The sequence below is a fragment of the Paraburkholderia caribensis genome, assembly GCF_002902945.1.
Lineage (GTDB): Bacteria > Pseudomonadota > Gammaproteobacteria > Burkholderiales > Burkholderiaceae > Paraburkholderia > Paraburkholderia caribensis.
This window is the reverse complement of the sequence record NZ_CP026101.1, coordinates 3,540,717-3,564,794: the sequence shown is the minus strand read 5'-3', so window position 1 is coordinate 3,564,794 and position 24,078 is coordinate 3,540,717. Positions and strand designations below refer to the sequence as shown.

Annotated in this window: 17 protein-coding genes; 11 read left to right on the top strand and 6 right to left on the bottom strand. The window is 62.0% G+C overall.

From position 1 onward, the window contains the following. Window positions 1–67: 67 nt before the first annotated feature. A complete protein-coding gene (locus C2L66_RS15895; RefSeq protein WP_060599521.1) occupies window positions 68–1,207 on the bottom strand; it encodes a tyrosine-type recombinase/integrase in 1,140 nt (379 codons plus the stop codon). Between the two features lie 375 nt (window positions 1,208–1,582). On the opposite strand from C2L66_RS15895, the gene C2L66_RS15890 reads away from it, so the two are divergent. Genes C2L66_RS15890 through C2L66_RS15875 form a run of 4 tightly spaced genes read left to right on the top strand, consistent with a single transcriptional unit; the run spans window position 1,583 to window position 5,619 of the window. Further along, window positions 1,583–2,470: a class I SAM-dependent methyltransferase gene (locus C2L66_RS15890; protein WP_158512151.1), complete on the top strand. Its 888-nt coding sequence runs from the start codon at window positions 1,583–1,585 to the stop codon at window positions 2,468–2,470. 23 nt (window positions 2,471–2,493) lie between these two features. Next, on the top strand, window positions 2,494–3,690 hold the full coding sequence (locus C2L66_RS15885) for an aminotransferase class I/II-fold pyridoxal phosphate-dependent enzyme (RefSeq protein WP_060599523.1): 1,197 nt from the start codon (window positions 2,494–2,496) through the stop codon (window positions 3,688–3,690). Continuing rightward, window positions 3,687–4,868: a DegT/DnrJ/EryC1/StrS family aminotransferase gene (locus tag C2L66_RS15880; protein WP_060599524.1), complete on the top strand. Its 1,182-nt coding sequence runs from the start codon at window positions 3,687–3,689 to the stop codon at window positions 4,866–4,868. Before C2L66_RS15885 ends, C2L66_RS15880 begins: the two co-directional genes overlap by 4 nt. 1 nt (window position 4,869) lies before the next feature. Continuing rightward, window positions 4,870–5,619, top strand: a complete 750-nt coding sequence (locus C2L66_RS15875) for a WbqC family protein (protein WP_201001484.1) — start codon at window positions 4,870–4,872, stop codon at window positions 5,617–5,619. A 2-nt stretch (window positions 5,620–5,621) separates the two neighbouring features. On the opposite strand, the gene C2L66_RS15870 is transcribed toward C2L66_RS15875, so the two are convergent. The 3 genes from C2L66_RS15870 to C2L66_RS15860 all read right to left on the bottom strand — a co-directional run bounded on the left by C2L66_RS15870 (window position 5,622) and on the right by C2L66_RS15860 (window position 9,816). Continuing rightward, complete coding sequence (locus tag C2L66_RS15870; protein WP_060599525.1) at window positions 5,622–6,596, bottom strand: aspartate aminotransferase family protein; 975 nt, start codon at window positions 6,594–6,596, stop codon at window positions 5,622–5,624. A 66-nt stretch (window positions 6,597–6,662) separates the two neighbouring features. Then, on the bottom strand, window positions 6,663–7,904 hold the full coding sequence (locus tag C2L66_RS15865) for a DegT/DnrJ/EryC1/StrS family aminotransferase (protein ID WP_082670301.1): 1,242 nt from the start codon (window positions 7,902–7,904) through the stop codon (window positions 6,663–6,665). 208 nt (window positions 7,905–8,112) lie between these two features. Beyond that, the gene (locus C2L66_RS15860) at window positions 8,113–9,816 is read right to left on the bottom strand and encodes a methyltransferase domain-containing protein (RefSeq protein ID WP_060599527.1); all 1,704 of its coding nucleotides are present in this window, start codon (window positions 9,814–9,816) and stop codon (window positions 8,113–8,115) included. A gap of 558 nt (window positions 9,817–10,374) precedes the next feature. On the opposite strand from C2L66_RS15860, the gene C2L66_RS15855 reads away from it, so the two are divergent. Genes C2L66_RS15855 through C2L66_RS15825 form a run of 7 tightly spaced genes read left to right on the top strand, consistent with a single transcriptional unit; the run spans window position 10,375 to window position 22,132 of the window. Then, window positions 10,375–11,064 carry a glycosyltransferase family 2 protein gene (locus C2L66_RS15855; protein ID WP_054929289.1) on the top strand — a complete coding sequence of 230 codons (690 nt, stop codon included), beginning with the start codon at window positions 10,375–10,377 and terminating at the stop codon, window positions 11,062–11,064. A 32-nt stretch (window positions 11,065–11,096) separates the two neighbouring features. Next, window positions 11,097–13,226, top strand: coding sequence for an O-linked N-acetylglucosamine transferase, SPINDLY family protein (locus C2L66_RS15850; RefSeq protein WP_060599528.1), 2,130 nt, complete (start codon window positions 11,097–11,099; stop codon window positions 13,224–13,226). Beyond that, window positions 13,223–15,106, top strand: coding sequence for an O-linked N-acetylglucosamine transferase, SPINDLY family protein (locus tag C2L66_RS15845; RefSeq protein ID WP_082670302.1), 1,884 nt, complete (start codon window positions 13,223–13,225; stop codon window positions 15,104–15,106). Before C2L66_RS15850 ends, C2L66_RS15845 begins: the two co-directional genes overlap by 4 nt. Continuing rightward, window positions 15,103–16,044 carry a UDP-glucuronic acid decarboxylase family protein gene (locus C2L66_RS15840; RefSeq protein ID WP_098021570.1) on the top strand — a complete coding sequence of 314 codons (942 nt, stop codon included), beginning with the start codon at window positions 15,103–15,105 and terminating at the stop codon, window positions 16,042–16,044. Before C2L66_RS15845 ends, C2L66_RS15840 begins: the two co-directional genes overlap by 4 nt. Beyond that, window positions 16,041–17,246: a class I SAM-dependent methyltransferase gene (locus C2L66_RS15835; RefSeq protein WP_060599529.1), complete on the top strand. Its 1,206-nt coding sequence runs from the start codon at window positions 16,041–16,043 to the stop codon at window positions 17,244–17,246. Before C2L66_RS15840 ends, C2L66_RS15835 begins: the two co-directional genes overlap by 4 nt. Before the next feature lie 20 nt (window positions 17,247–17,266). Further along, window positions 17,267–19,639 carry a tetratricopeptide repeat protein gene (locus C2L66_RS15830; RefSeq protein ID WP_060602424.1) on the top strand — a complete coding sequence of 791 codons (2,373 nt, stop codon included), beginning with the start codon at window positions 17,267–17,269 and terminating at the stop codon, window positions 19,637–19,639. Window positions 19,640–19,687: 48 nt separating this feature from the next. Then, a complete protein-coding gene (locus C2L66_RS15825) occupies window positions 19,688–22,132 on the top strand; it encodes a tetratricopeptide repeat protein (protein WP_060599530.1) in 2,445 nt (814 codons plus the stop codon). 150 nt (window positions 22,133–22,282) lie between these two features. Here the strand turns inward: C2L66_RS15825 and fliT are convergent, their stop codons facing one another. Further along, a complete protein-coding gene (fliT, locus tag C2L66_RS15820) occupies window positions 22,283–22,576 on the bottom strand; it encodes a flagellar protein FliT (RefSeq protein ID WP_224101592.1) in 294 nt (97 codons plus the stop codon). Window positions 22,577–22,609: 33 nt separating this feature from the next. Then, window positions 22,610–24,043, bottom strand: coding sequence for a flagellar filament capping protein FliD (gene fliD, locus C2L66_RS15815; protein WP_060599531.1), 1,434 nt, complete (start codon window positions 24,041–24,043; stop codon window positions 22,610–22,612). Window positions 24,044–24,078: the final 35 nt, after the last annotated feature.

Sequence of the window (24,078 nt, the reverse complement as noted above, 5' to 3'; positions counted from 1 at the left end):
GTCGTGCATGTTATTGGTCGGAGACCCGATCTTCGTGTAACGGTCAAGTGATGGTCAAGGTATAACGTCAGAGAATTCCAACAGCGTCTAGCTTTGCTCGCATTCGGTCGTGGCGGAGATGGCCGTAATGTTTATCGATCATCTCGCTCGATGTTCCAGCCATGCGGGCAACTTCGAAGCTATCAAGTCCGTGCGCGATCATTTCGCTGATAGCTGTGTGACGCAGCGAATACATGACGACGGTCGGCGGTAATCCTGCTGCCGTGACCGCCGCTTTGAATGGTTTTTTCCAGAGATCCTTTGTCCAGCGTTGCCCGAATTCGTTAGTGAAGATCGGAGCGTTCCCGATTTTGTCGCGCGTAGCGTGCTCAAAAAATTCGATCGCACGCGTGGACAATGAGACGACCCTGTGTCCAGTTTTCCCGTCGAGAGTGAGCGTACCTTGGCCGATATCGAAATCCTTCGAACTGGCGTTCGCCAATTCACCCGGGCGAGCACCCGTATAAAGCATAGCTTTTACGAGTTCGCGAATATTTTCGCCGCACGCCTGAATCAATGTAGCCCGCTGTTCTGCTGGCAAAAACGACTGTCGCCGTCGTCCTACGTCTGCAAACTTGGCGACCGTTTTCCAACCAGCGTCCGTGAGAACGTAGCGATCGTGAAGCGACCGATTTAAGGCGGCTTTGAATGAAGCGAGATTCCTGTTCGCGCTGTCTTTGGCGCGGCGTAGATCATCTTCGTCCTCTGCATCGTCATCGCCGATCTCGATTTGTTTGGAGAGCCAGCTTGTTACGTGTGCTGTGCGCAGCGCTGACAATTCGACCTTTGCGAGTTGCGTGTCGTATATCAGGCGTTTGAAACGTCCGTCCGCGTCCGCCTTGCTTGCTTTGCCCTTATGCAGCTCCAGGTGCTTCACATAGTGCTCACATGCGTCTTTTACCGTCCAACTGGTGGGCGAAATACCCGCTTCGGCTGCCGATGCCCACTCTCTCGCAACTTTCACGGCATCGTCAAAATGTTCGAATGCACCGATGGCGTGATATTCCTGCTTCCCGCTTTCGTTGCGTCGGCGCGCGATCCAGGTACCGTCGCCCTGTGCAAGCTTCCGGAAGCCTACATAGACGCCGGTGCGAATCCGAGCGAAATACGGCTCGCGACGCGGTGGCAGCTTGTCGCGAGCGGTTTTGGAAATAATAGATGCGGACATAAATTTTCGTACGGAACTCGTACGGAAATTCTAGGCTGAAAACACATAGACATCAATAGTCACTAAATTCATAAAAATCAGCAACTTATGGAGTTTTTTGGACGCACTTAGAAACCTAGAGACACAATTTCCAGCCCTCCGAAGGCAGGGGTTGCTGGTTCGATCCCAGCCGGGCGCGCCATATCTGTGGGGACGTGATCAGCAATTGATCCGTCGCTTCATCCATTCCCCCCAAGCCCTCTATCTCTGCTTTCCGTTCGCGCGATCTACCGAGCGTGCTTGCATCGCGTAGTTCATGCCGCGTGTAGAACCGCCGGTAAAGGTTTTAGCGCGATGCCTCCGGCAGTGCGCCATGCAACAAGCGTTCGTGCCGAAATGGCACCGAAACCCGATTCTTTTCACCTGATTGCCGCCCGGCGATCGCCGCTATGCTTGAGACCATTGAAATTCCGGCGCGGCGATCTGTGTTTGCGGCGCTCAGCAGTGAGTTTGTGCTGCGAGCGCCATTCGATACGCATCGATCGTTCGGCACTAACTCGCGTAATACTCCTTCCTGAATGGCTTGCACGAATGGAATACCCGAAATCCGACTACAAGGAGTATCCGAAGACCCTGCCTCCCGACGACCTTTGGGGACAAGTGCGGCGCACGGTTTACGGAAAGCCGGTATCAGACGACCAGATCCAGATGATCGTCGATTCGATTCGCTCCGGACTCGCTCTGACAGGCGAAGACCGACTGTTGGAACTGGGTTGCGGCAACGGTGCGCTTTCGCAGTTCCTGTTTGACGGGTGCAGCGAATTTGTCGGCGTGGATTTTTCGGACTATCTGATTTCGGTGGCGCAGCGCAAGTTTCAGCGGGCTGGCTTTGCTTTCGTCGCAGGCGACGCGATGGCGTATCTCAGCGCTGAAAGTCTCCCCGCGCGCTTTACCAAGGCGCTGTGCTACGCAATGCTGTCCTATTTGAGCGATGACCAGGCGGAAGCGTTGCTGACTGGACTGTCGAACCGCTTCACGGGCATCACGACTGTCTTTCTCGGCAATTTGCCGGATCGCGACCGCGCGCATCTGTTCTTCCCAGACGGCAAGGATTTCAGCCGAGAACTCGACGATCCAGCGTCGCAGATTGGCAAGTGGCGCTCGCCCGCGCAACTTGAAGCGCTCGCCGCCCGAAGCGGCTGGCGCACACGTATCGAACTGATGCCCGAGGATTTCTATCAGGCGCATTACCGCTACAACGCCGTGCTTGAACGTGCACGCTAACCGGATTTTGGGGTAACCAATTCATGTTCGGCAAGACTCAGCCTGCTGATCTCGCAATCTTCGGCGGCGCGCCGCTTTTCGATACGATCCGCTCGATCTCGAATCTGGTGCAGCCCGATGTCGAGCAGTTCCTTTTGTATTCGAAGCTGTTTCATGATGCGCGCCAATATACAGACCATGGGCGCGTCGAGCACATGCTGGAACGTCGGCTTGCCGAATTCCATCAGGTGGAGCATTGCGTCTCGTTCGCCGGGGGCTTCTGGGGGTTGGTGCTATCGATGAAGTGCCTGGCCCTGCCGGGCAAGAATGAAGTTGTAATGCCATCGCTGACGTACCGGCGGCTCGCTGACATTGTGGCGTGGGCCGGTCTGGTCCCACACTTTTGCGAAGTCGACCCTGTCACGCTCGCGATTACCGCCGAGACGGCGGCGCCCTGCATCAACGAGAACACCGCACTGATTCTAGGGGTCCACCCCATCGTCAATTGCTGTGACGTCGACGGTCTCGAGCGACTCTCTGTGCAGACGGGCATTCCGCTCCTGTTCGATGCCGTCGAGTCGGTCTACGAAACCTACCGGGGCCGCAAGGTTGGCTCCTGCGGCCGGGCCGAGTGCTTTTCCATGCAGTCCAGCAAGCTATTCAACGCGTTCGAAGGCGGCTATGTAACGACTAACGACCATGCGCTCGCGGCGCGATTGCGCGACATGCGTCACTTCGGCATCCGGGACGATGGTTCGCTCGACGATATAGGCATCGACGCCAAACAGAATGAGATGCACGCCGCGATGGCGCTGGCCGCGATCGACGACGTAGAGGCGCAGGTCCTTCGCAATCGCGACCGCTATCGCGCCTACCAGCGACTCATTCCAGCGGTACCTGATATGCGTTTGGTGCCGTTCGACGAGAGCGAACGCTGCGGCTACAAGAACATCGTCGTGGAACTGAAAGACGGCTGGCCCGTGAAGAGAGAGCGCGTACTCGCGATCCTGCACGCCGAGCACATGCTCTCGCGTCCGTACTATTTCCCGGCGCTGCACCAGAAACGCGTCGATTACCCGACCGTCGCGGGCGATTTGCGGGCGACCGAGCAATTGGCAGAGCGCTTCCTGATGCTGCCGTGCGGTCACTTCGTCGACGAAGCCGACATCGCGCAGATCGTCGCGCTGCTGGGATTCATTCACAAGCATGCCGTGCAAATCAACGAGCGCTACCCGACATGAGCACAAGCACTTTCACCACTGGCAACCTCGCGGTTCTGGGCGGGGTCCCGGCGCTTCCGCAGCGTCTCGCGTTGGGTCAGCACAATTTCCCGTCCTGGGATCGCTACGAAGCTGCATTTCGGGATATCTTCGCGCGGCAGTACTACACGAATCACGGTCCGCTTGCCCAGGTGCTCGAGGCTCGCCTCGCGGAGCGCCTGCAGGTACGCCATGCGATGTGCGTGACCAACGCCACGATCGGTCTCGCGCTCGCCGCCCAGGCACTCGGGTTGAAGGGTAAGGTCATCGTGCCGGCCTTCAGCTTTGTGAACACCGCACAGTCGCTCGCCTGGGCCGACGTCGAGGTTGAGTTCTGCGATGTGTCGCGCGAAACCGGGCATCTGAGTCCGGAGACTGTCGAGCCGTTGTTGAGGGACGGCATCAGCGGCATTCTGGGCGTCAACCTGTGGGGCGACGCCACCGATGTCGAAGCTCTGCAGGCTCTCGCCGCGCGGCATGGCGTTGCACTCTATTTCGACTCTGCACAGGGGTTTGGGTGTGAGATCTCGGGCAAGCCGCTTGGCGGCTTTGGCCGGCTCGAAGTGATCTCCTTTCATTCAAGCCAGATTCTTGGCTCGACGGAAGGCGCGGTGATCTGCACCGACGACGACGACCTGGCGGCCCATATTCGCAATATCCGCAGCAACTACGGAATGGGACGCCCGGTACCGGTCGGCAAGACCGGCAACGGGCGGCTGTCGGAAGCCCAAGCCGCGATTGCACTGATGAATCTGGATGATCTGCCGGAACTCATCGCGCGCAACCGTCGCGTGTTCAATGCATATGAAGCGTTGTTGCGCGACGTGCCGGGCCTGCGACTGAGAAAACCGGAGCAGGTCAGCGCGAGCAATTTCCAGAATGTTGTGTACGAGATGGACGCGAGCGCGTTCGGCCTGTCCCGCAATGCGCTGATTGAGGTACTTCGCGCGGAGAATATTGAAGCCGCTGGTGACCGGGGCCTCGGCGCGCGGCGCGGCGCGGCCAGCGTTGTGCTGCCGAATACCGGGTATTGGTGTGACTCGATCCTGCAGTTGCCAACGGGCGCGCAGGCAGATGAAGCGGTGGTCGAGCGTATCGCCACGGTGATACGAACGGCGCAATGTCACTCCGCGCGCATTGCAGCAATACTCGGAGCCTGATGTGAAGCTCGGCATCATGCAGCCGTATTTCTTTCCGTACCTGGGGCATTTTGCACTGATTGCCTGCACGGATGCGTGGGTGGTATTCGACATCACGCAGTACACGCCCAAGACCTGGATGAATCGCAATCGGGTCTTGCATCCGAAGGAGGGCTGGAATTACGTCAGCGTGCCGTTGTCGAATTCGACGATCTCGATCAAAACTAGCGAGGCACGCGTACTCAATCTGGCAGAAACACGCCGCAGCGTGCTCGGCAAGCTCAGTCACTACCGGCAGAAGGCGCCGTACTATCGCGCTGTTGATGAGTTGGTGAAGGCCGCGATGGCGGATGACACGATTGACCAATTGACGCATCTGAACGTGCGTGGGTTGCGTGTCGTCTGTGACTACCTGGGACTGCCTTTCAACTACCGGATTTGCTCCGAACTCGACTTGCGCTTGCCGGAGAAGCTTCCGCCGGGCGGATGGGCGCCCGCCATATGCTCGACGCTAGGGGCGAGCGGGTATGTGAATCCCGTCGGGGGACAGGCCTTGTTCGACCCGGATGACTTTGCGTCACGCAATATCTCGCTGGAGTTTCTGTCCTTCGAGCACTTTACGTATGACACTGGCACGTACCAGTTCGAACCCGGTCTTTCGATTCTCGACGTCCTGATGTGGAACTCTCCACAGACGGTCGTCGATGCATTGCGTGCCGGCGCGACGCTGCTCCCCCAACAGCCCGCAATAGCCCGCAATAGCCCGCAATAGCGTTATGCGGCAGCTTCGCGCAGCGCGGCTATCACCAGATCGATTTCGCTTTCTCCATAACGCTGATCGCACGGCAGCGCGAGGCATTCGGTTGATAGCCGGAACTCGAGGTCATTTGGCGTGCCGCTGCGGCCGCGCGTGTTGGGCCAATATTTCGCGACGAAGATACGCTGCTCCGACAAGGCGGCGTGCAGATCCGTCCGATGATTCCAAAAGGGGTAACAGAGCGGCGCCCGCGCTCGCGCGTCGAGCGATGTAAGTGCATTCGCGTTGCCAAGCAGCCGGTGATAGCGCGCGAAATTCTGCTTGCGGCGCTCGAACGCGGCGGCATAGTCGATATGGGCGAGCAGGCGTTGCGTGAGCGTGGACATGCGCTTCGGACGCTGACCTCGCAACGTGGCGCGGGCCATCCGAATGCCTTCATAGCCCGCTTCGGGTCCTTTATCGATACGGATCAGCAGTGGCTGCAAACGCTCGATCGAACTGCCGTCCTGCTCTTCGGGTTCCGGAATGGGCAGATCGGTTATCAGATAGCCGCCGTCTGGAATGCCGAAAAACTTGCGTGGGGAATACAAAGTTGCGAGGCAGGCAGTCGGAGGAGAAAAGAAAGCCTGCGAATTATCGATCACGACCTGCGTGGGCGGAAATTGTGAGAGAACCCGTTCGACCTGGGCGTCGCATACGCCGAAATAGTTGACGTAAAGCAGCCAGTCATTTTCGCCAAGGACGATGTCTTCGGCGATTTCGAAGTGCTGGTCGATCTGGTATCGATGAACCGGGATGCCCGCCATTGCCGGCGGTTCGAGCATCGTTTCGCAGTTGTACCACGGCATCCAGATACGTTGAGGCGGGTGCGCCGCGAGCAACGCCAGAAGCGCGGCGCGGGCGGACTGGAAGCGCTGCGCACCGGGGTAGCGTTCGCCGTTGCCAGGCGGCAATTCCAGTTCAAGGTATCCGCCGATTGCGTCGCGATTCATGGTCCTGCCTCTGAGGTTCGAATGGTCGTCGGGCAGGCGCCGACTTCGTCACTGCCAAACATCCGTTCAGCTCGCTCGACGATTATGGTGCGCGCACGCAAGGATCACGTCGATGATCCGATCCTGTTCGCTTTGCTCGAGCGCCGGGAAGATGGGCAGGCACAGCACCTGGCGCGACAGCTCCGTAGAAACCGGCAGGTTGTGCGCCCCGGAGGAAGGCAGACCTCGATACATCGGGAACTCGCTGATAAGAGGATAAAAATAGCGGCGGGCGGCGATCCGGTGCGTCCTCAACTCACCGTACAGTTCGTCGCGGTCGAGTGGAAACTCGGGCCGGACAAGCAGCGGGAAATATGAGTAATTCTTAGTGCAGTATTCGGGCACCTCATGCATGGCAAGGCCGGGCACGTTGCGAAATGCCCGGCGGTAACGCTCGTCAATGAGCGCGCGTTGTGCAAGCACGCGATCCATGTACTTCAATTGCAGGAGGCCGAATGCGGCCTGTACCTCGTTCATCTTTCCGTTGATGCCAGGCGCCACCACGGTCGTTTCGTCGACGAAGCCGAAATTCTTAAGATTGTCGATGCGACGCTTGGTCTTCTCGTCCCGGCAGATAATTGCACCACCCTCGAACGTGTTGAACACTTTTGTGCCGTGAAAGCTCAGCACCGACATGTCGCCGTATTCGAGAATCGAGCGATCGCGAATGCGAACGCCAAAGGCGTGGGCTGCGTCGTAGATGACACGCAGGCCATAGGTATCTGCGATCGTTTCGATACGCTCCACATCGCACGGATTTGCGTACACATGGACCGGCAAGATTGCGGTGGTCTGCGGCGTGATGGCCGCTTCGATCCTTTCCGGATCGAGGTTCATGGTGACGGGGTCGATGTCTGCAAATACCGGTTTGATGCCATTCCAGTGCAGCGCATGAGTTGTAGCCACGAAGCTGAACGGTGTGGTAATCACTTCGCCTGTGATCTTCATCGACTGCAACGCGGTAATGAGCGCCAGCGTGCCGTTGGAGAACAGGGAGAGGTGTTCGATGCCGAGGTACTCGCACAGTTGCTTTTCGAGTTCCCGATGGAAGACGCCGTTATTCGTTACCCATTTGCGCTCCCAGATTTCCTCGAGGTACGGCTGAAATTCGTCGAGCGGCGGCAGGAAGGGCTGCGTGACGGGGATCGGGCTGCCGGGCGCGCCGAGTCCGGACACGCTATGCGAGGCGTGGCTGGCAAGCGCCCGAGCGTCTGGCTGTGCCGGGGCTTCCACCGCGTGAGGATGGGCAAACAAGGTATCGGTGGTCATGAAAGGGATCCGCCTCTTGAGTCGATTTCGTCCGTGCTCGCGCCTCGGAGCAGGAAACTTCGCCTTCAATCAGGGTCGAAGGCGGGCTATTTCAAGTTTGTCACCGACCCGTAAGAGACAGTCGGTGAATTAGCGGGGCGAACACGTGTCAATTCGGCGAAAAGAGGGCGGGCATGCGTTGGCGTCCCTGCGAGTCCAACCACCCGGCTCAGTTCAGGAATGCCGGTGCGGGCCCCTTTGCGAAGAGGAAGAAAGGCTCGCGTTCATTGCAGCCCCAGGCGTTCGGGTCGATATCGCCAAGCACCGTCGTGTGGGGATACAGGTCGCCGTTCAATCCTGCTGCGCGAATGCGGCTGAGAAGATCGCTGCCGAAAAGGCGCACGTGATCACCTTGCCCGAAGTACCGCGTGGCAAAAGGCTTGGACGGGAAAACATTGAGCTCAAACGTGTGCTTGAGTAACGGCGAATAGGGCGTTTGCGCGACAAGATGGCCGCCTGGTGCGAGGCATCGGGTGAATTCGGCGAGCGCTGTATCCGGCCTGTCGACGTGCTCCAGCACATGATTGCAGACGATCAGATCGAAGTAGCCGTCGGGGTAGTCGATCCGCTCGACGTTGATCGCACGGTGGTCGGGCTTTTGTGGAGAAAGATCCCCAGCGACATATTCGAGCGGCGCCAGCGCGCGTACGCGCCGCTCGATCCCGGCCTCGGGCGCAATGTGCAGGATGCGCTTCTGGGCGATGCCTTTGAGGATCTGCGCCCGATCGAGATACAGCCATAGATGCCGCTCGCGATCGTTGCAGTTGCAATGCGGGCATAGATGATTTTCGAGCGTGGAGCCGACCGCACCCATCTGCTGCATGAAGTCGCGGCTGCTATTTGCTTCGGGGTGGGGTATCCAGCCTTCAACCGGAGTCTCGCAGACCGCGCAGAATTTTTGTGCTGGCGAGGCCGAGGCTGCCTTCCTGCGGGCTGCTATACGCGTGGTCAAGGCCTTGCGCGCGTGAGCGAGGTCTGCCTGGAACTGGACCGAATCAAGCAACTCGAGCGGATTGCTTTCGACCAGTTCGTCGAGATTGGCGGCAAAGCGCGCAATCTCTGGCAACGGAACGGCCCAGTGCGTATAGAGTTGCGCGAGTTGACGTTTCACAACTTCAAGCGCGGCGCCGCTCAGATGTCCAGCAGCGGCCTCACTACGTGCGATCAGTTCCCATTCGTACAGTCCTGCGCTGATATGCGGGCTGAACTGATTGGAGGCCTGTTCGGCGTGCCGCCTGAACGCACTGAAGTATCCGCCGACGGCGACGATAGGCGCCTGCTCGGACGCGTTCAGATATGTCGCCACATCGCCAAGGTAGTCAAGTCGCTGCGACCGGTATTCGAATAGTCGCGCCGGATCGAACCGCTCACGATCCAGCATGACATTGCTCGGCTCGCCGATGAAGTTGTTCATCCCGCCCACCATGTTTTGGACCAGGAAGCCACGTTCAATGCGGGCGATCTGGCCATCAGCGAGCAGGCGCGGCGGGGCCGACGTCACCTTGTCGTCGGCGTCGACGAACACCCGCTCGTGAAAGGCCAGCAGCGAATCCGGGTTGGCACGCAGCCCGGCGACCAGCGTCTCAACGGAGGTCGGCAAGAGGATGTCGTCGTCGAAGAGAAACTTGATGTATTTGCCTTTCGCGCGCTCCCACAGTGCAAGGATATTGCGCGTGCCCTTCTGAAAGCCGTGGTGAAAGTAGTGGAGACGAGCGTCGCTCACACCTTTGACGATTCCTTCCAGATTTCCGTCGGGCGTGTCGTCGCCCACGAGAATCTCAATGTCTGTGAATGTCTGATGCTGCGCGCTGATGATCGCCCGCACGAGGTATTGCGGTTTGTACGCAGGTATCAAGATACTGACCGTTGCCATTAAAACGAACTCTCCCGTATTCAATCTGTTGTGGGCGTCACGGCTTTGGTCGGCTGCAGGCCGTTGAGTAGCCTGTACGCGAGCACGGTAGACGCAGCCTGTCAGCGATGCGTCGAGACTACCGCTGATTGCCGCGCCTTAATCCGGGAAACAGACCACTATTTGACGCTTAATTCGCAGGTCTCAACGTGAAGGCCGCGTGTCACGGGCTTCGCAAACCTGATCAGAGGGCGCATTTGCGTTTTTGCTTGCGCCCATGTCGCGCTTGGGTTTCGCGCCGGCGCCGTCAATCCAGCTGTCAGTCCGCTTCTAACGCGCGTGCTGGTCGAGGTTTGGCCGTTTGAACAGTACGGGGAATAGCGACCGTTTACATGGCCTTATCCATCGATCAAGCGCGGCTTGTAGCAACCAGAATGGCGGCAAGGTTCATGCGTCGCGTGATCCGAAGTTTGGTGTCGGGGCGGCAGCGGCGTAGCTTCCTGCGTGACGACAGCATGCACCCGTGCGGGCGCGCCCCGCTGTTGCTGGATCATTCGTCTTTTCCTGGATTTTCCTTTGATGAAGCCCATTCGCCTGGTTTGCGGCACCCGCGCCTCTTACGACGATTTCCCGCAGAAGACCGCGCTCGGCCGGTCGCTTTCGCTGTTCCGTCACGCGAGCCCGCCGCAGCTGATGCTGTTCGACGACAACCGGGCCGGCCTTTCGTCGATCTACAACTACGCGATCGAACAGTCCCGCAACGATCCGGCGATCCTCGTCTTCCTGCACGACGACCTGCATCTGTGCGACTTCTACTGGATGGACCGCATTCGAGACGCCGTCACGCAATTCGACATCGTCGGTCTGGCGGGCAACACGCGCCGCTTGCCTGGCCAGCCGTCCTGGTACTTCAGGGACGCGTCGTTCACACGCGACGACGCTCAATATCTGAGCGGTGTCGTCGGACACGGCAGCGGCTTTCCGTGCACGAACATGTCGATCTACGGGCCGCCCGGCCGCGAATGCAAGCTGCTCGACGGACTCCTGCTCGCCGCCGATAGCGAGCGCCTGATCGACAGCGGCCTCACCTTCGACGAGCGCTTCGACTTCCATTTCTACGACCTCGATTTCTGCCGCCAGGCAGAGTCGCGCGGACTGCGCATGGGAACGTGGCCGATGAGCGTCGTCCACGAAAGCGGCGGATCGTTCGGCACCCCCGCGTGGCGCGGCGGCTACGAGCGCTACATGCAGAAGTACATGGGCGTGTAAGCGCGTCGTTTCGCGTCACGTCAGGATCCCCGATGCAAGCGCCTGCCGACCACGAATCCCGCTCAAGCGGCGACGTCCAGATGGACGGGACGGCGCACGCGCCGTCGTCGGCTGCGCCCGCATTCGATGCCGCCGCCGTGCTGCAAGCCGCATTCGCGCATCATCAGGCGGGCCGCACGGCCGAGGCCGCCGAGTGCTACAAACTGATTCTCCAGCACGACGGCGCGCATGCCGACGCGCTGCATTTTCTCGGCGTCCTCGTGTGCGACGTCGGCAACCTGCCGGCCGGCATCGACCTGATCGAAAAGTCGATCCAGTTGCATCCGAACGCGATCTACCTGAACAATCTCGGCAACATGCGCGGACGCGCGAGCAATCATCAGGGCGCGATTGCTGCATATCGCGCGGCGCTGTCGCTCGCGCCCGATTACGCGGAAGCGCACAGCAACCTCGGCCATGCGCTGCGCCAGGCGGGGGATTCTCTGGCCGCGGTCGGCAGTTGCACGCGCGCTGTCGAGCTCAAGCCGGAGTTCGCGCAAGCCTGGATCAATCTCGGCAACGCGTTGCTGGATCTGGGTAGCGACGAAGACGCGCTCGACAGTTACATCAAGGCGCTCGCGCTGAATCCGAACGACGCGAACGCGCACAACAACGTCGGCAACATCCTGGAAAAGTACGGCCGCGCCGCGCGCGCCGCCGAGGCGTACCGGCGCGCGCTCGCGCTGGAACCGGGGCGCGCGCCACTGCACAACAACCTCGGCAACGTGCTGCGCGATCAGGGCTTGCTCGATCAGGCGACGGCCAGCTACCGGCAGGCTGTCGCGCTTGATCCCGGCTTCGCGCAGGCGCACAGCAATCTGCTGCTGTTGCTGAACACGCGGCCCGATGTGAGCTTGCGCGAGCAGTTCGATGAAGCGCGGGCGTTCGGCGAGCGTCAGTCGGCGAAGGTGCTGCGGGTCGGACATCCGCCGCACGCCAGCGAGATAAAAAAGCGCCTGCGCGTCGGCTTCGTATCCGGGGATCTGAACTCGCATCCCGTCGGCTTTTTCCTCGAAAGCGTGCTCGGCCATCTCGACCGGGAACGCATCGAACTCGTCGCCTACGCGACGCGCCAGCGCGACGACGCGGTATCGCAGCGCCTGATGCCGCACTTCAGCGCGTGGCACGACGTCTCGCGGCTCGACGACGAAACCTGCGCACGCCGCATCCGCGACGACGCGGTCGATATTCTCGTCGACCTGTCCGGGCACACGAATCACAACCGCCTGCCCGTGTTCGCGCGGAAGCCCGCGCCCGTTCAGGCGACGTGGCTAGGCTACTTCGCGACGACGGGCCTTGCGTCGATCGATTACGTGATCGCGGATCGCCACGTGTTGCCGTTCGACGAGTCGTCGCAATTCGTCGAAGCGCCATGGCATCTGCCCCACAGCTATCTGTGCTTCACGCCGCCGCCTTTCGATATCGAGGCCGGTCCTCTGCCCGCCGGCGCACACGGCGCGATCACGTTCGGCTGCTTCAACCATCTGGTGAAGCTCAACGATGCCGTCATCGCGTTGTGGTCGCGCGTGCTCGACGCCGTGCCCGGGTCGCGTCTGCTGTTGAAGACGCGCCAGCTCGACGATCCAGCCGCGCAGCGCGCCACGCTCGAACGGTTCGCCGTGCACGGCATCGACGGCGCGCGTCTGCTGCTCGAAGGCCAGTCGCCGCGCGCCGAACTGCTCGCGGCCTACCAGCGCGTCGACATCGCGCTCGACCCGTTCCCGTATGCGGGCGGCACGACGAGCGTCGAAGCGCTGTGGATGGGCGTGCCCGTGCTGACGCGCCGCGGCGAACGCTTTCTATCGCACGTCGGCGAAAGCATCGTGAACACGACGGGCTTGCCCGAATGGATCGCTGTCGACGACGCCGACTATCTGAACAAAGCCGTGCGCTTCAGCTCGCAGCGCGATGAACTGGCAGCGCTCAGAAGCACGTTGCGCCAACGTCTTCTGGCTTCGCCGCTATGCGATGCGCCGCGTTTCGCGCGGCATCTCGAAGATGCATTTCACGGCATGTGGGCGCGCCACGCCGCATGCCATCACCCCAACAGCGGGCTGCCCGCCCAACCGGATCGACATTCATCAGGAGACGCCCGCCAGCACGCGGAGCGCAATTTCGCATGACAGACTTCAATCAGAATCAGAACGGCTCGTGGCAGCGCATTCCGACGCCTGCCAATTTCGGTGCGGCGTCGCAGCCGCAAGCAGCGCCCGACGCGGCGGCGCGGGCGCAGGTCGCGTCGATGCTGCAGACGGCCGTCGAGCATCACGAGGCCGAGCGCTTCGACGAAGCGGAAACGCTGTACCGCCAGATTCTCGCGATCGATCCGAACCACGCGGATGCGATGCATCTGCTCGGCCTGATCGCGCATGAGTTCGGCCAGTACCAGACCGCCTGCGATCTGATCATGGCGGCCATCACGCGCAATCCGCAGGCGTTCTATTACTACAACCTCGGCAACGTGATGCAGGCCAACAACCGGCCGGCCGCTGCCGCCGAATGTTTCCGCCAGGCGCTCGTGCTGCAGCCGGATTACGTCGACGCGCACAACAACCTCGGCAACGCGCAGCGCGCGCTGAAGGATCATCACGGCGCTGTGCAGTCGTTCTGCCAGGCCATCAACCTGAAGCCGGATCACGCGCGCGCCTACAACAATCTCGCGAACACGCTGATGGAACTCGACGAGCTCGAGGCCGCCATCGAAGCGTGGCGCAACGCGATCGCGCTGCGTCCGGATTTCGCGGAGCCGCGCAGCAACCTGCTGTTCGCGCTGAACTATCAGCAGCAGACCACGCCGCAAGCGTATCTGGAAGAAGCGCTGCGCTTCGGCGAAGCCATGGAGGCGCGCGCGCAGCCGTTCACGACGTGGCTCGCCGACACGGGCTCGCGCGCGGACCGTCCGCTGCGTGTCGGCATCGTGTCGGGCGATCTGAAGAAGCATCCTGTCGGTTACTTCATCGAAAGCGTGCTCGCGAATCTCGATGCTTCGCGCGTGCAGCTGGTGGCCTACCCGACGCGCGATGTCGAAGATGAACTGACGGCGCGCATCAAGCCCGCGTTCTCCGCGTGGACTAGCATCGCCGGTGTCGGCGACGAAGCGGCCGCGCAGCGCATCCGCAACGACGGCATCGACATTCTGATCGACGCTTCGGGCCACAGCACCTATAACCGTCTGCCGCTTTTCGCATGGAAGCCGGCGCCTGTGCAGGTCACGTGGCCGGGCTACTTCGCGAGCACGGGCGTGCGCGCGATCGACTACATCCTCGGCGACGCGCATGTGCTGCCGGAAGCGGAGGAAGCGCATTTCGTCGAAAAGCCGTGGCGCCTTCCCGATAGCTATCTGTGCTTCACCCCGCCCGCCGAATCCGTCGAAACGGGCACGCTGCCGGTGCTCGCGAACGGTCACATCACGTTCGGCTACTTCGGCAATGTGACGAAGGTCACGGATCATGTCGTCGCCGTGTGGTCGACACTGCTGCAGAAGGTGCCGGGCGCGGTGCTGTTCCTGAAGTCCGGCCAGTTCGACGACGCGCACGTGCGCGATTCGTTCGTGCGCCGCTTCGCGATGCGCGGCGTTCCGGCGACGCGGCTGATTATCGAAGGGCGCTCGGCGCGCGACGCGTACCTCGCCGCCTACCGCCGTGTCGACATGATGCTGAGCCCGTTCCCGTACGGCGGCGGCACGACGACGGCCGAAGCGTTCTGGATGGGCGTGCCTGTGCTGTGCCGGGGCGGCGATCGCTTCGTCACGCACATTGCAGAAACGATGTGTCACACGGCAGGCCTCGCCGACTGGATCGCCGCCGACGATGCCGCCTACGTAGACAAAGCCGCCGCCTTTGCCGCGGATCGCGAACGGCTGTCGGCGCTGCGCGGCAGTCTGCGCGCGCAACTGCTCGCCTCGCCGCTGTGCGACGCGACGCGCTTCGCACGCAATCTGGAAGCCGCGCTGCACGGCATGTGGGAAGCGCGCGTCGCGCAGGTCGCGGAGGCGGCGCAGTGAGTGCAAAGTCGGTGCTGATTACGGGCGGCGCGGGGTTTCTCGGCTCGCATCTGTGTGACCGGCTGGTGGCAGCCGGTCACGACGTGATGTGCGTCGACAACTTTCACACAGGCAGCAAGCAGACCGTTCACCACCTGATCGGCAAGGTGAATTTCGAACTGATCCGCCATGACGTGTGGCTGCCGCTCTATGTCGAAGCGGACCGCGTGTTCAACATGGCGTGCCCGGCGAGCCCCGTGCATTACCAGAGCGATCCTGTATCGACGGTGAAGACGGCCGTGCTCGGCGCGATCAATATGCTCGGGCTCGCGAAGCGTTGCGGCGCGCGCATCCTGCAGGCATCGACAAGCGAAGTGTACGGCGACGCGCAGCAGCATCCGCAGCCGGAAACGTATTGGGGCAACGTGAATCCGAACGGCCCGCGCGCGTGCTATGACGAAGGCAAGCGCTGCGCCGAGACGCTGTTCTTCGACTATCACCGGCAACACGGCGTCGACATTCGTGTCGCGCGAATCTTCAATACGTACGGCCCGCGCATGCGTCCCGACGATGGCCGCGTCGTCTCGAACTTCATCATGCAGGCGCTGCAGGGCGAGCCGATCACGCTGTACGGCGACGGCAGCCAGACGCGCTCGTTCTGCTATGTCGACGATCTCGTCGAAGGACTGATGCGCCTGATGGATCACGAAGGTGAGCCGGGGCCGTTCAACATCGGCAATCCGAGCGAGATCAGCATCCGCGAACTGGCGGAAACGGTGCTGCGTCTGACGGGTTCGCGCTCGCGCATCGAATATCGACCGCTGCCGTCGGATGACCCGGTGCAGCGGCGTCCCGACATCGCAAAGGCCCGCCAGCATCTCGACTGGGAGCCGGGCGTGACGCTCGAAGACGGTCTCAGGGAGACCATCGCGTACTTCAAAAAGGTAGTGAAGCAATGAGTTGCGATCTGATCGAAGCGGTTTGCCCGGTTTGCTCGAACACCGTCGCCGCGCGCTTTTTTCCGGCGGGCGAACAGACACTGGCGACACTCGCGTGGCCCGGCTCGGCGGATGCCGCGCAAGCGCTGCCGCGTCATGCGCAGGATTTCGTGCAGTGCCCGTCGTGCACGCACGTGTGGAATCACCGCTTCGAGTACGACGCCATTCCGTATCAAAGCAATCCGAACCGGATGTTCAACAACGGCAGCATCTGGAAAGGCCATCTCGCGGACACGCGCGATCTCGTGCTGTCGCGCCTGCCCGATGCGCCGAACGTCGTCGAAATCGGCTGCGGCGAAGGGCACTTCGTGCGCGGACTCGCGCAGGCACGGCCGGGCGGCCGCTTTATCGGCTTTGATCCGAATGCGACGCCTGAGACGGGACTGGGCGTGGAGTTTCATCCGCGCCTGTTCGAGCCGCTCGCCGACATGAAAATCTTCCAGCCAGACGCCGTCGTGATTCGCCACGTGCTCGAGCATCTGACGGAGCCGGCGCGGCTCATCGAAGCGCTGGCGTGGGGCGCCGTATCGACAGGCAGGGACAGCTGGCTGTTCGCCGAAGTGCCGTGCATCGACCGTGTGTTCGACACGCAGCGTCTCGCCGACTTCTTCTACGAGCATGTGTCGCACTTCACCACGGATTCGTTCCGCGCGCTGATGTCGCGCGCCGGCGAAATCGTCACGCTCGATCACGGCTACGACGGCGAAGTCGTCTACGCGCTCGTGAAACTCGCGGTGCCTGCGCAGGCGCGCTCGCGCGCGGAAGCCGCGACGCGTTTTGCCGCGCGCACCGTCGCGAGCCGCGCGGCCATCGCGCAGCAGTTGTCGCAACTGAGCGCGTCGGGCAAGCGCGTTGCCATCTGGGGCGGCACGGGCAAGGCGGCGGCGTTCATCCATCACTTCGGCGCGGATGCCGAGCGCTTTCCGCTGGTCGTCGATTCGGACCCGGGCAAGGTCGGCACCTTCGTGCCCGGCACGGGACAGCGGATCGAGTTCCGCGATGTGCTGAAGCAAACCGATGTCGACGTGATCGTGATTCCGACTCAATGGCGCGCGCGCGACATCATTGCCGAAATGACGCGCGAAGGCATCGCGACGAAGAGCGTGATGATCGAGCACGACGGCGGTCTCGTCGATTTCTTCGCACAGTCGCATCCCTATTGAAGGCGGCCCGGACGTTGATCATGCACGACATTCCGAGCCTTTTGAACGCAGCGCTCGCCCACCATCAGGCGGGACGGCTCGCCGACGCGCAGACGCTGTACGACACCATTCTTCAGCGCGATCCCGCGCAATCCGACGCGCTGCATTTCTCCGGGCTGCTCGCGTGCCAGACGGATCGCGCGGACGCGGGTATCGCGTTGATGCGCGCGTCGATTGCCGCGAATCCCGATGCGGTCTACTACAACAACCTCGGCAACGTGTTGCTCGGACGCCGCCAGTTCGGTGAAGCGATCGAAGGCTACCGGCATGCCGTGACGCTGCGCCCTGATTACGCGGAAGCGCACAACAATCTCGGCAATGCGCTGCGCGCAGCGGGCGACGCCAACGCGTCGATGCTCAGTTGCGCGAGGGCGATCGAGTTGCGGCCCGGCTATGCGGAGGCCTACAACAATCTCGGCAACGCGCTGAAGGATCTCGGCGATCTCGACAACGCGGTGCTCGCGTATGGGAAGGCCGTGTCGTTCAAGCCCGACTACGCGGACGCGTTCAGCAATCTCGCGCGCGCGCAGGCGGGGCGAGGCAAGGCGGACGAGTCGATTGCAGCGTTCCGTCGCGCGATCGAACTCGATCCGGGGCGCGTCGACAGTCACGACAGCCTTGCGACGCTGCTGCACGCAAGCGGCGACGCGGATGCGGCAATCGCCGCGCTGCAACGTGCAGCGCAACTCGCGCCTGCCGATGCCGCGCGTCACCGCAAGCTCGCCCAATGGCTGCGCGGCCGCAAGCGTTGGGATGAAGCGGCGCAATCGCTCACGCGCGCCGTGGAGCTTGCACCGAACGACGCATCGGGTTATCTCGAACTGGGCGACACATACGAACACGGCGACAAGCTCGACGCCGCGATCCTCTGTTACCGGACGGCAACCGAACTCTCACCGCGCGACGGGCCTGCGCACCATCGGCTGGCTGTCGCGTTGCTCAAGCAGCGCCGCGCCGATGAGGCGCTCGAGAGCGCGCAAAAGGCGGTCGAGCTGGAACCGCATTCAGCCGTGCCGCGCGTGAATCTGGGCGATGTGTTGAGCGTGCTCGGCGACGCGGAGGGCGCGATTGCGAGCTACCGGCGCGGCATCGCGCTCGATGGTGAAATGGAGCTCGCGCATAACCGGCTGCTGTTCGATCTCGCGACCCACGCGCCGACCCCGCCTTCCGTCACGCTTGCTGCCGCGCGCGAATTCGGCGCGCGCATGGCCGCGCGTGCCCGCCGCTGCGAACATCCGGCGCCGCAAAACGATGGACGCAAGCTGCGCATCGGTTTCGTGTCGGGCGATCTGCAACTGCATCCCGTGGGCATTTTCATTGAATCGGTGATGGAGCATTTCGCGGACGGCAGCTTCGATCTGATCGCCTATTCGACGCGCGCCAAGGAAGACGATATTACGGCGCGGCTGAAACAGCGCTTCACCGCATGGCGCAGCCTCATGAACGTGCCCGACGAACAGGCCGTGCAGATGATTCGCGACGATCGTATCGACATCCTCGTCGACCTGTCGGGTCATACGGTGTACAACCGCTTGCCGGTGTTCGCGTGGAAGCCCGCGCCCGTGCAGGTGAGCTGGCTAGGCTACTTCGGCACGACGGGGTTGAATGAAATCGACTACGTGCTCGGCGATCCGCACGTGCTGCCCGTCGACGAAGCGTCGCACTATGTCGAGAAGACGTGGCGGCTGCCCGACAGCTATCTGTGCTTCACGCCGCCCAAAGACGATGTGGCGGTCGGCCCGCTGCCGATGACGCTCAATGGCCACGTCACCTTCGGCTATTTCGGCAAGCTGGTGAAGATCACGCCCAATGTGATCGTCGAATGGTCGCGCATTCTGCATGCGGTGCCGGACGCGAAGCTGATGATGAAAGCGCACGAACTCGGCGCGGAACATGCGCGCCGTTCGACGCTGGAACAATTCGCCGCGCAGGGCATCGACGCGTCGCGTCTGATTCTCGAAGGCGGCTCGCCGCGTCACGAGTATCTCGCGTCGTACAACCGCGTCGACATCATGCTGAGCCCATTTCCGTATCCGGGCGGCACGACGACGGCGGAAGCGCTGTGGATGGGCACGCCTGTTGTCGCGCTCAAGGGCGACCGGTTCGTCACGCATATCTGTGAGAGCGTGCTGAACGCGGCGGGACTTGCCGAATGGATCGGGCGCGATGAAGACGAATATCTCGCGCTGGCCTGCACGTGGGCCGCGCAGGCCGAGCGCCTTGCTGCGTTGCGCGCGGGTTTGCGCGCGCAGACGCTCGCGTCGCCGTTGTGCGATGCGCGGCGCTTCGCGAAGAATCTCAAAGCGGCATTCGAAGGCATGTGGGCGCAGTACCTCGCGCCGCAAGCTGCATGACGCGAGGCGGGCGCGCTCGTCCCGCCTCCGAAGAACCAAAGGATCACAGTGGATCACGCTAAACTTCTCAACACTGCGCTCGCGCATCATCAGGCCGGCAGGCTCGCCGAAGCCAAGGCGATCTACGACGAGATCCTGCGCGTCAATCCGCGGCATTCGGATGCGCTGCACTTTCTCGGGCTGCTCGCGTGCCAGATTCAACAGCACGACGCGGGCATCACGCTGATGCGCCAGTCGATCGCGATTCTCCCGAACGCGATTTATCACAACAACCTCGGCAACGCATTGCGCGAGCACGGCCAGCTGAAGCAGGCGATCGACAGTTATCGCGAGGCTGTGGCACTCAATCCGGGTTACGCGGAAGCGCACAACAATCTCGGCAATGCGCTGCGCGAAGACCGTCAGCCGGATGCAGCGATGCGCAGCAGCGCGCAAGCTATCGAATTGCGGCCGGGTTACGCCGAAGCCTATAACAACCTCGGCAACGCGCTGAAGGATCTCGGCGAGATCGACAGCGCGGTGCTCGCCTATCGCAAGGCGATTTCGTTCAGGCGCGACTACGCCGACGCACACAACAACCTCGGCAACGCGCTGATGGAGCAGGGCAAGTACGACGAGGCGATCGACAGCTATCGCAGCGCGATTGCGCTCGATTCGAACCGCGCGCTGATGCACAACAGTCTCGGCACGCTGCTGCTCGCACGCGGCGAACTCGCCGAGGCAGCGGCAAGCCTTCGCAGGGCAGTCGAACTCGACCCCGATCGGCCCGGCGTGCACAACAATCTGGCCAATACGCTGCGCGATATGGGCGAGCGCGAGGCCGCGGCGATGCATTACTCCGAAGCGATGCGGCTTGCGCAGGCGACCGTCGATTCCTGGCTGGGCGGGGCGGCAACGGCAGTGCCCATGAAGCGCGCGCATTCTACCGAGCCGCGCATGACGTTGGCCGAAGCCTATGCGACGCTCGGCAATGCATGGTACGGACTGTTCCGCTACGTAGAAGCGATCGACAGTTATCAGCGCTCGGTCGCGCTCGCGGACGACGATGCCGAAGTGCATCACAATCTCGCGGTCGCGTATCTGAAGACGGAGCGCCCGAGCGAAGCGCTGCACCATGCGCACAAGGCGCTCGAGCTGAAGGACGGCTCGTCGCGGATGCACATCAACCTCGGCGACGTGTTGCGCTCGCTGGGTGAGCTCGACGCGGCCGCGAGCAGCTATCGGAGCGCGATTGAGCGCTCGCCCGATGCCGATGTCGCGCACACGGCCCTGCTGTTTTGCGAGGCCAGCATGTCGCAGCGGCCCGTCAGCGACTATCTCGCCGACGCCGTCTATTTCGGCAAGCGTATCGCCTCTCAAGTCACGCCGTTTTCGCATACGCGCGCGCCACGCGGGCAACGACCGTTGCGCGTCGGCTTCGTGTCGGGCGATCTGCGCACGCATCCCGTCGGCATCTTCACCGAGAGCGTGCTGCGTCACATCGATAGGTCGCGGGTCGAACTGATCGCGTACCAGACCAACGACATCGAAGACGAAATCACGCAACGTCTGAAGCCGCTCTTCGACGTCTGGACCCCGCTATGGAAGCTCTCTCGCAACGCCGCCGCGCAGCGCATCTTCGACGACGGCATCGACATCCTGCTCGACATGGCGGGCCATACGGCATTCAACCGTCTGCCCGTATTCGCGATGAAGCCTGCGCCCATTCAGGTGACGTGGCTTGGTTTTTTTGCGTCGACAGGTATTGCGGAAATCGACTATGTGCTCGGCGATCGCTACGTGCTGCCGCCAGAAGAAGCGCATCACTTCATCGAAAAGCCATGGCGTCTGCCCGACGGCTATCTATGCATGACGCCGCCGGAGTGCGATGTTCCCGTTGGTCCGCTGCCGATGCGAACCAATGGCTTCGTCACGTTCGGCTATCTCGGCAAGCTCGCAAAAATGACGGATGACGTGCTCGATCTGTGGGCCCGCGTGTTGCGCGAGGTACCCGGCTCACGTCTGCTAGTCAAGGCGCACGAACTCGACCGCAAGCATGCCTTCGATGCGACGCTTCAGCGCTTCGCGGAGCGCGGTATCGACGCCTCGCAACTCATCCTGGAAGGCGGATCGAAGCGCAACGAGTACTTCAAGACGTACCATCACGTGGACATCGTGCTCAGTCCTTTCCCGTATCCGGGCGGCACGACGACGGCCGAAGCGCTGTGGATGGGCGTGCCCGTCGTGGCGATGAAGGGCGACCGCTTCCTTGGCCATATCTGCGAGAGCGTGCTGCATTCCGCCGGCTTCGGCGAATGGATCTCCGACGATCAGGATGGCTACGTCGAGAAGGCCCGCGAACTGGCGGCCAACGTCGATGCACTGGCGACGCTGCGCGCCGGAATGCGCGAGCATGTGCTCGCCTCTGCAATGTGCGACGCGCGGAGATTTGCGAGCAACTTCGAGGACGCGCTGGAAGGAATGTGGCGCGTCTACGAGGAAGGCGCCAACTAGATCCTGCTCGGGCATCTGCGATTGCGCCGGTATGGCGCGGTCGCAGATGCCAGACACGCAGAAGACAAAAAAAAAGCTGCATCGCTGCAGCTTTATCAATCCGCGCATTTTTTTTGGACTACATCGCGCGGTGTTCTTCAGTTCGATTCCTTAGAGCATGCCCGTCGAGTGATACAGGCTCACCGACTTGATGCGCTGCAACGCATTGCCGTGCCGCTCGGTAAGGCGATCCATGCCGGTGCGGGTTTGCTGGCTGATGGCGGCGTCGATGCGCTGGATCGCGCGGATCTTCTCCAGCGCTTCCGGCGTCTGTTCCGGGCGCAGCGACATCAACAGCGGCGAACGCTCTTCGACGATCGCAGACGCGCGTGCCCAGTCTTGTTGCGAAACCGCGGCTTCGAGAGCGCGGGTCAGGTCGAGTGCGCGTGTCAGCGAATCGTTCATCGTCAGTTCCATTGAGCGGAGTGTCTACCCGCGTTATTTCGCGTTCAGCGAGCCCGTCAGGCCGCCGCCGCCGAACAGCTGGTTCAGGTAGGCCGTGTTGTTGGCCATCGTCGTCATCAGTGTGTTCAGCGCCGAGAACTGCGCGTTGTACTGGTCGGTCAGCGTGCTCTGATAGTTTGTGAGCTGCGTCGCCTGATCCGCCAGACTGCTCAGGTCGGTGTTCAGGTTCTGCGTGCGCTGATCGATCGTGCCGCTCGTCTGCGTGTATGTGTTGATGAACGAGTTCAGCGTCGTGCCGATACCGTTCGTCTTGTTGAACACAGCCGCGACAGCCGAACTGTTGCTCGTCAGCGCGGTCTGCAGCGTGGTCGAGTCGACCGACAACGTGCCGTCGTGCTGCAGGTTGATGCCGATCGACGACAAGCTGAAGGTCTTGCCGCCGACGGTGATGCCGCCGGCGACCAGGCCGCCCAGACCGTTCGTGATCGTGTTCGTCATCGAATCGCCGAGCAGCGCGCCCGCTTGCGAGCCCGTCGCCGCCGTCGGGTCCCAGGTCAGGCCCGTTTCGGTCGTGATGTAACTGTTGTACGCCGTGACGAAGTCGTTGATGGCCTTCGTCGACGCCGTCGTGTCGTTGGTGATCGAGATCGTCTGCGTGCTGTTCGCCGACGCGCCCGAGATGTCGATGCTCACGCCCGTGAGTGCGTTCGTGATCGTGTTGCTTGCGCTCGTGATCGTGTTGCCGTCGACTGAGAGCGTGGCGTCCTTGCCGGCCGCGACCTGCGTGAAGCTGGCCGTGTTCAGGCCGGTATCGAGGCCTGCCCCTGCGGAAACCGTCACGGTGTTGGCCGCGCCCGTCTGCTTCGACGTCAGGACCAGATGCTGGCCGTCCGCTGCCGTGATGACGGCTGCCGATACGCCCGGATTGTTGTTTGCCGAATTGATCGCAGTGGCGATGTCCGACAGCGAATCAGTCGATGCGACGTTGATCTGCATCGAGCTGCTGCCGACGCCGACCGTCAGCGTGCCGCTGCCCAGGCTCGCGCCCGACGCGTACGCCTGCGAGGAAATCTTGTTGGCCGTCGCGATGTTGGTGACGGCGAGTGTGTAGTTGCCGGCCACCGCGCCTTTGCTCGGGTCGGCTGTTGCCGTGACACCCGTGCCCGTGCCGCTGACCGCGGCCGCGAGCTGATTTAGCGCCGTGCCGTCCGAGAGGCCGCTCAATGCGGTCTGCAGCGACGCGAGCGCCGATTTGATCTTGCCGATTGCAGAGAGTTCGGCGTTGTCCGAATTCTGCTTGTTCACAATTGCCGACGATTGAGCCGCTGTTTTTGCCGTTACGAGCGCCGACACCAGCGAGTTGACATCGAGCGTCGACTTGGTCGAGCCGCTGATAATGGACTGCGCCGCCTGCTGTAGGAGGGACGTGACGTCAGTTGATGAATTCGAAGTCGACGTGGTGGTCATGCGGGTGCTCCGATTGGCGAAACAGGATGCTATTC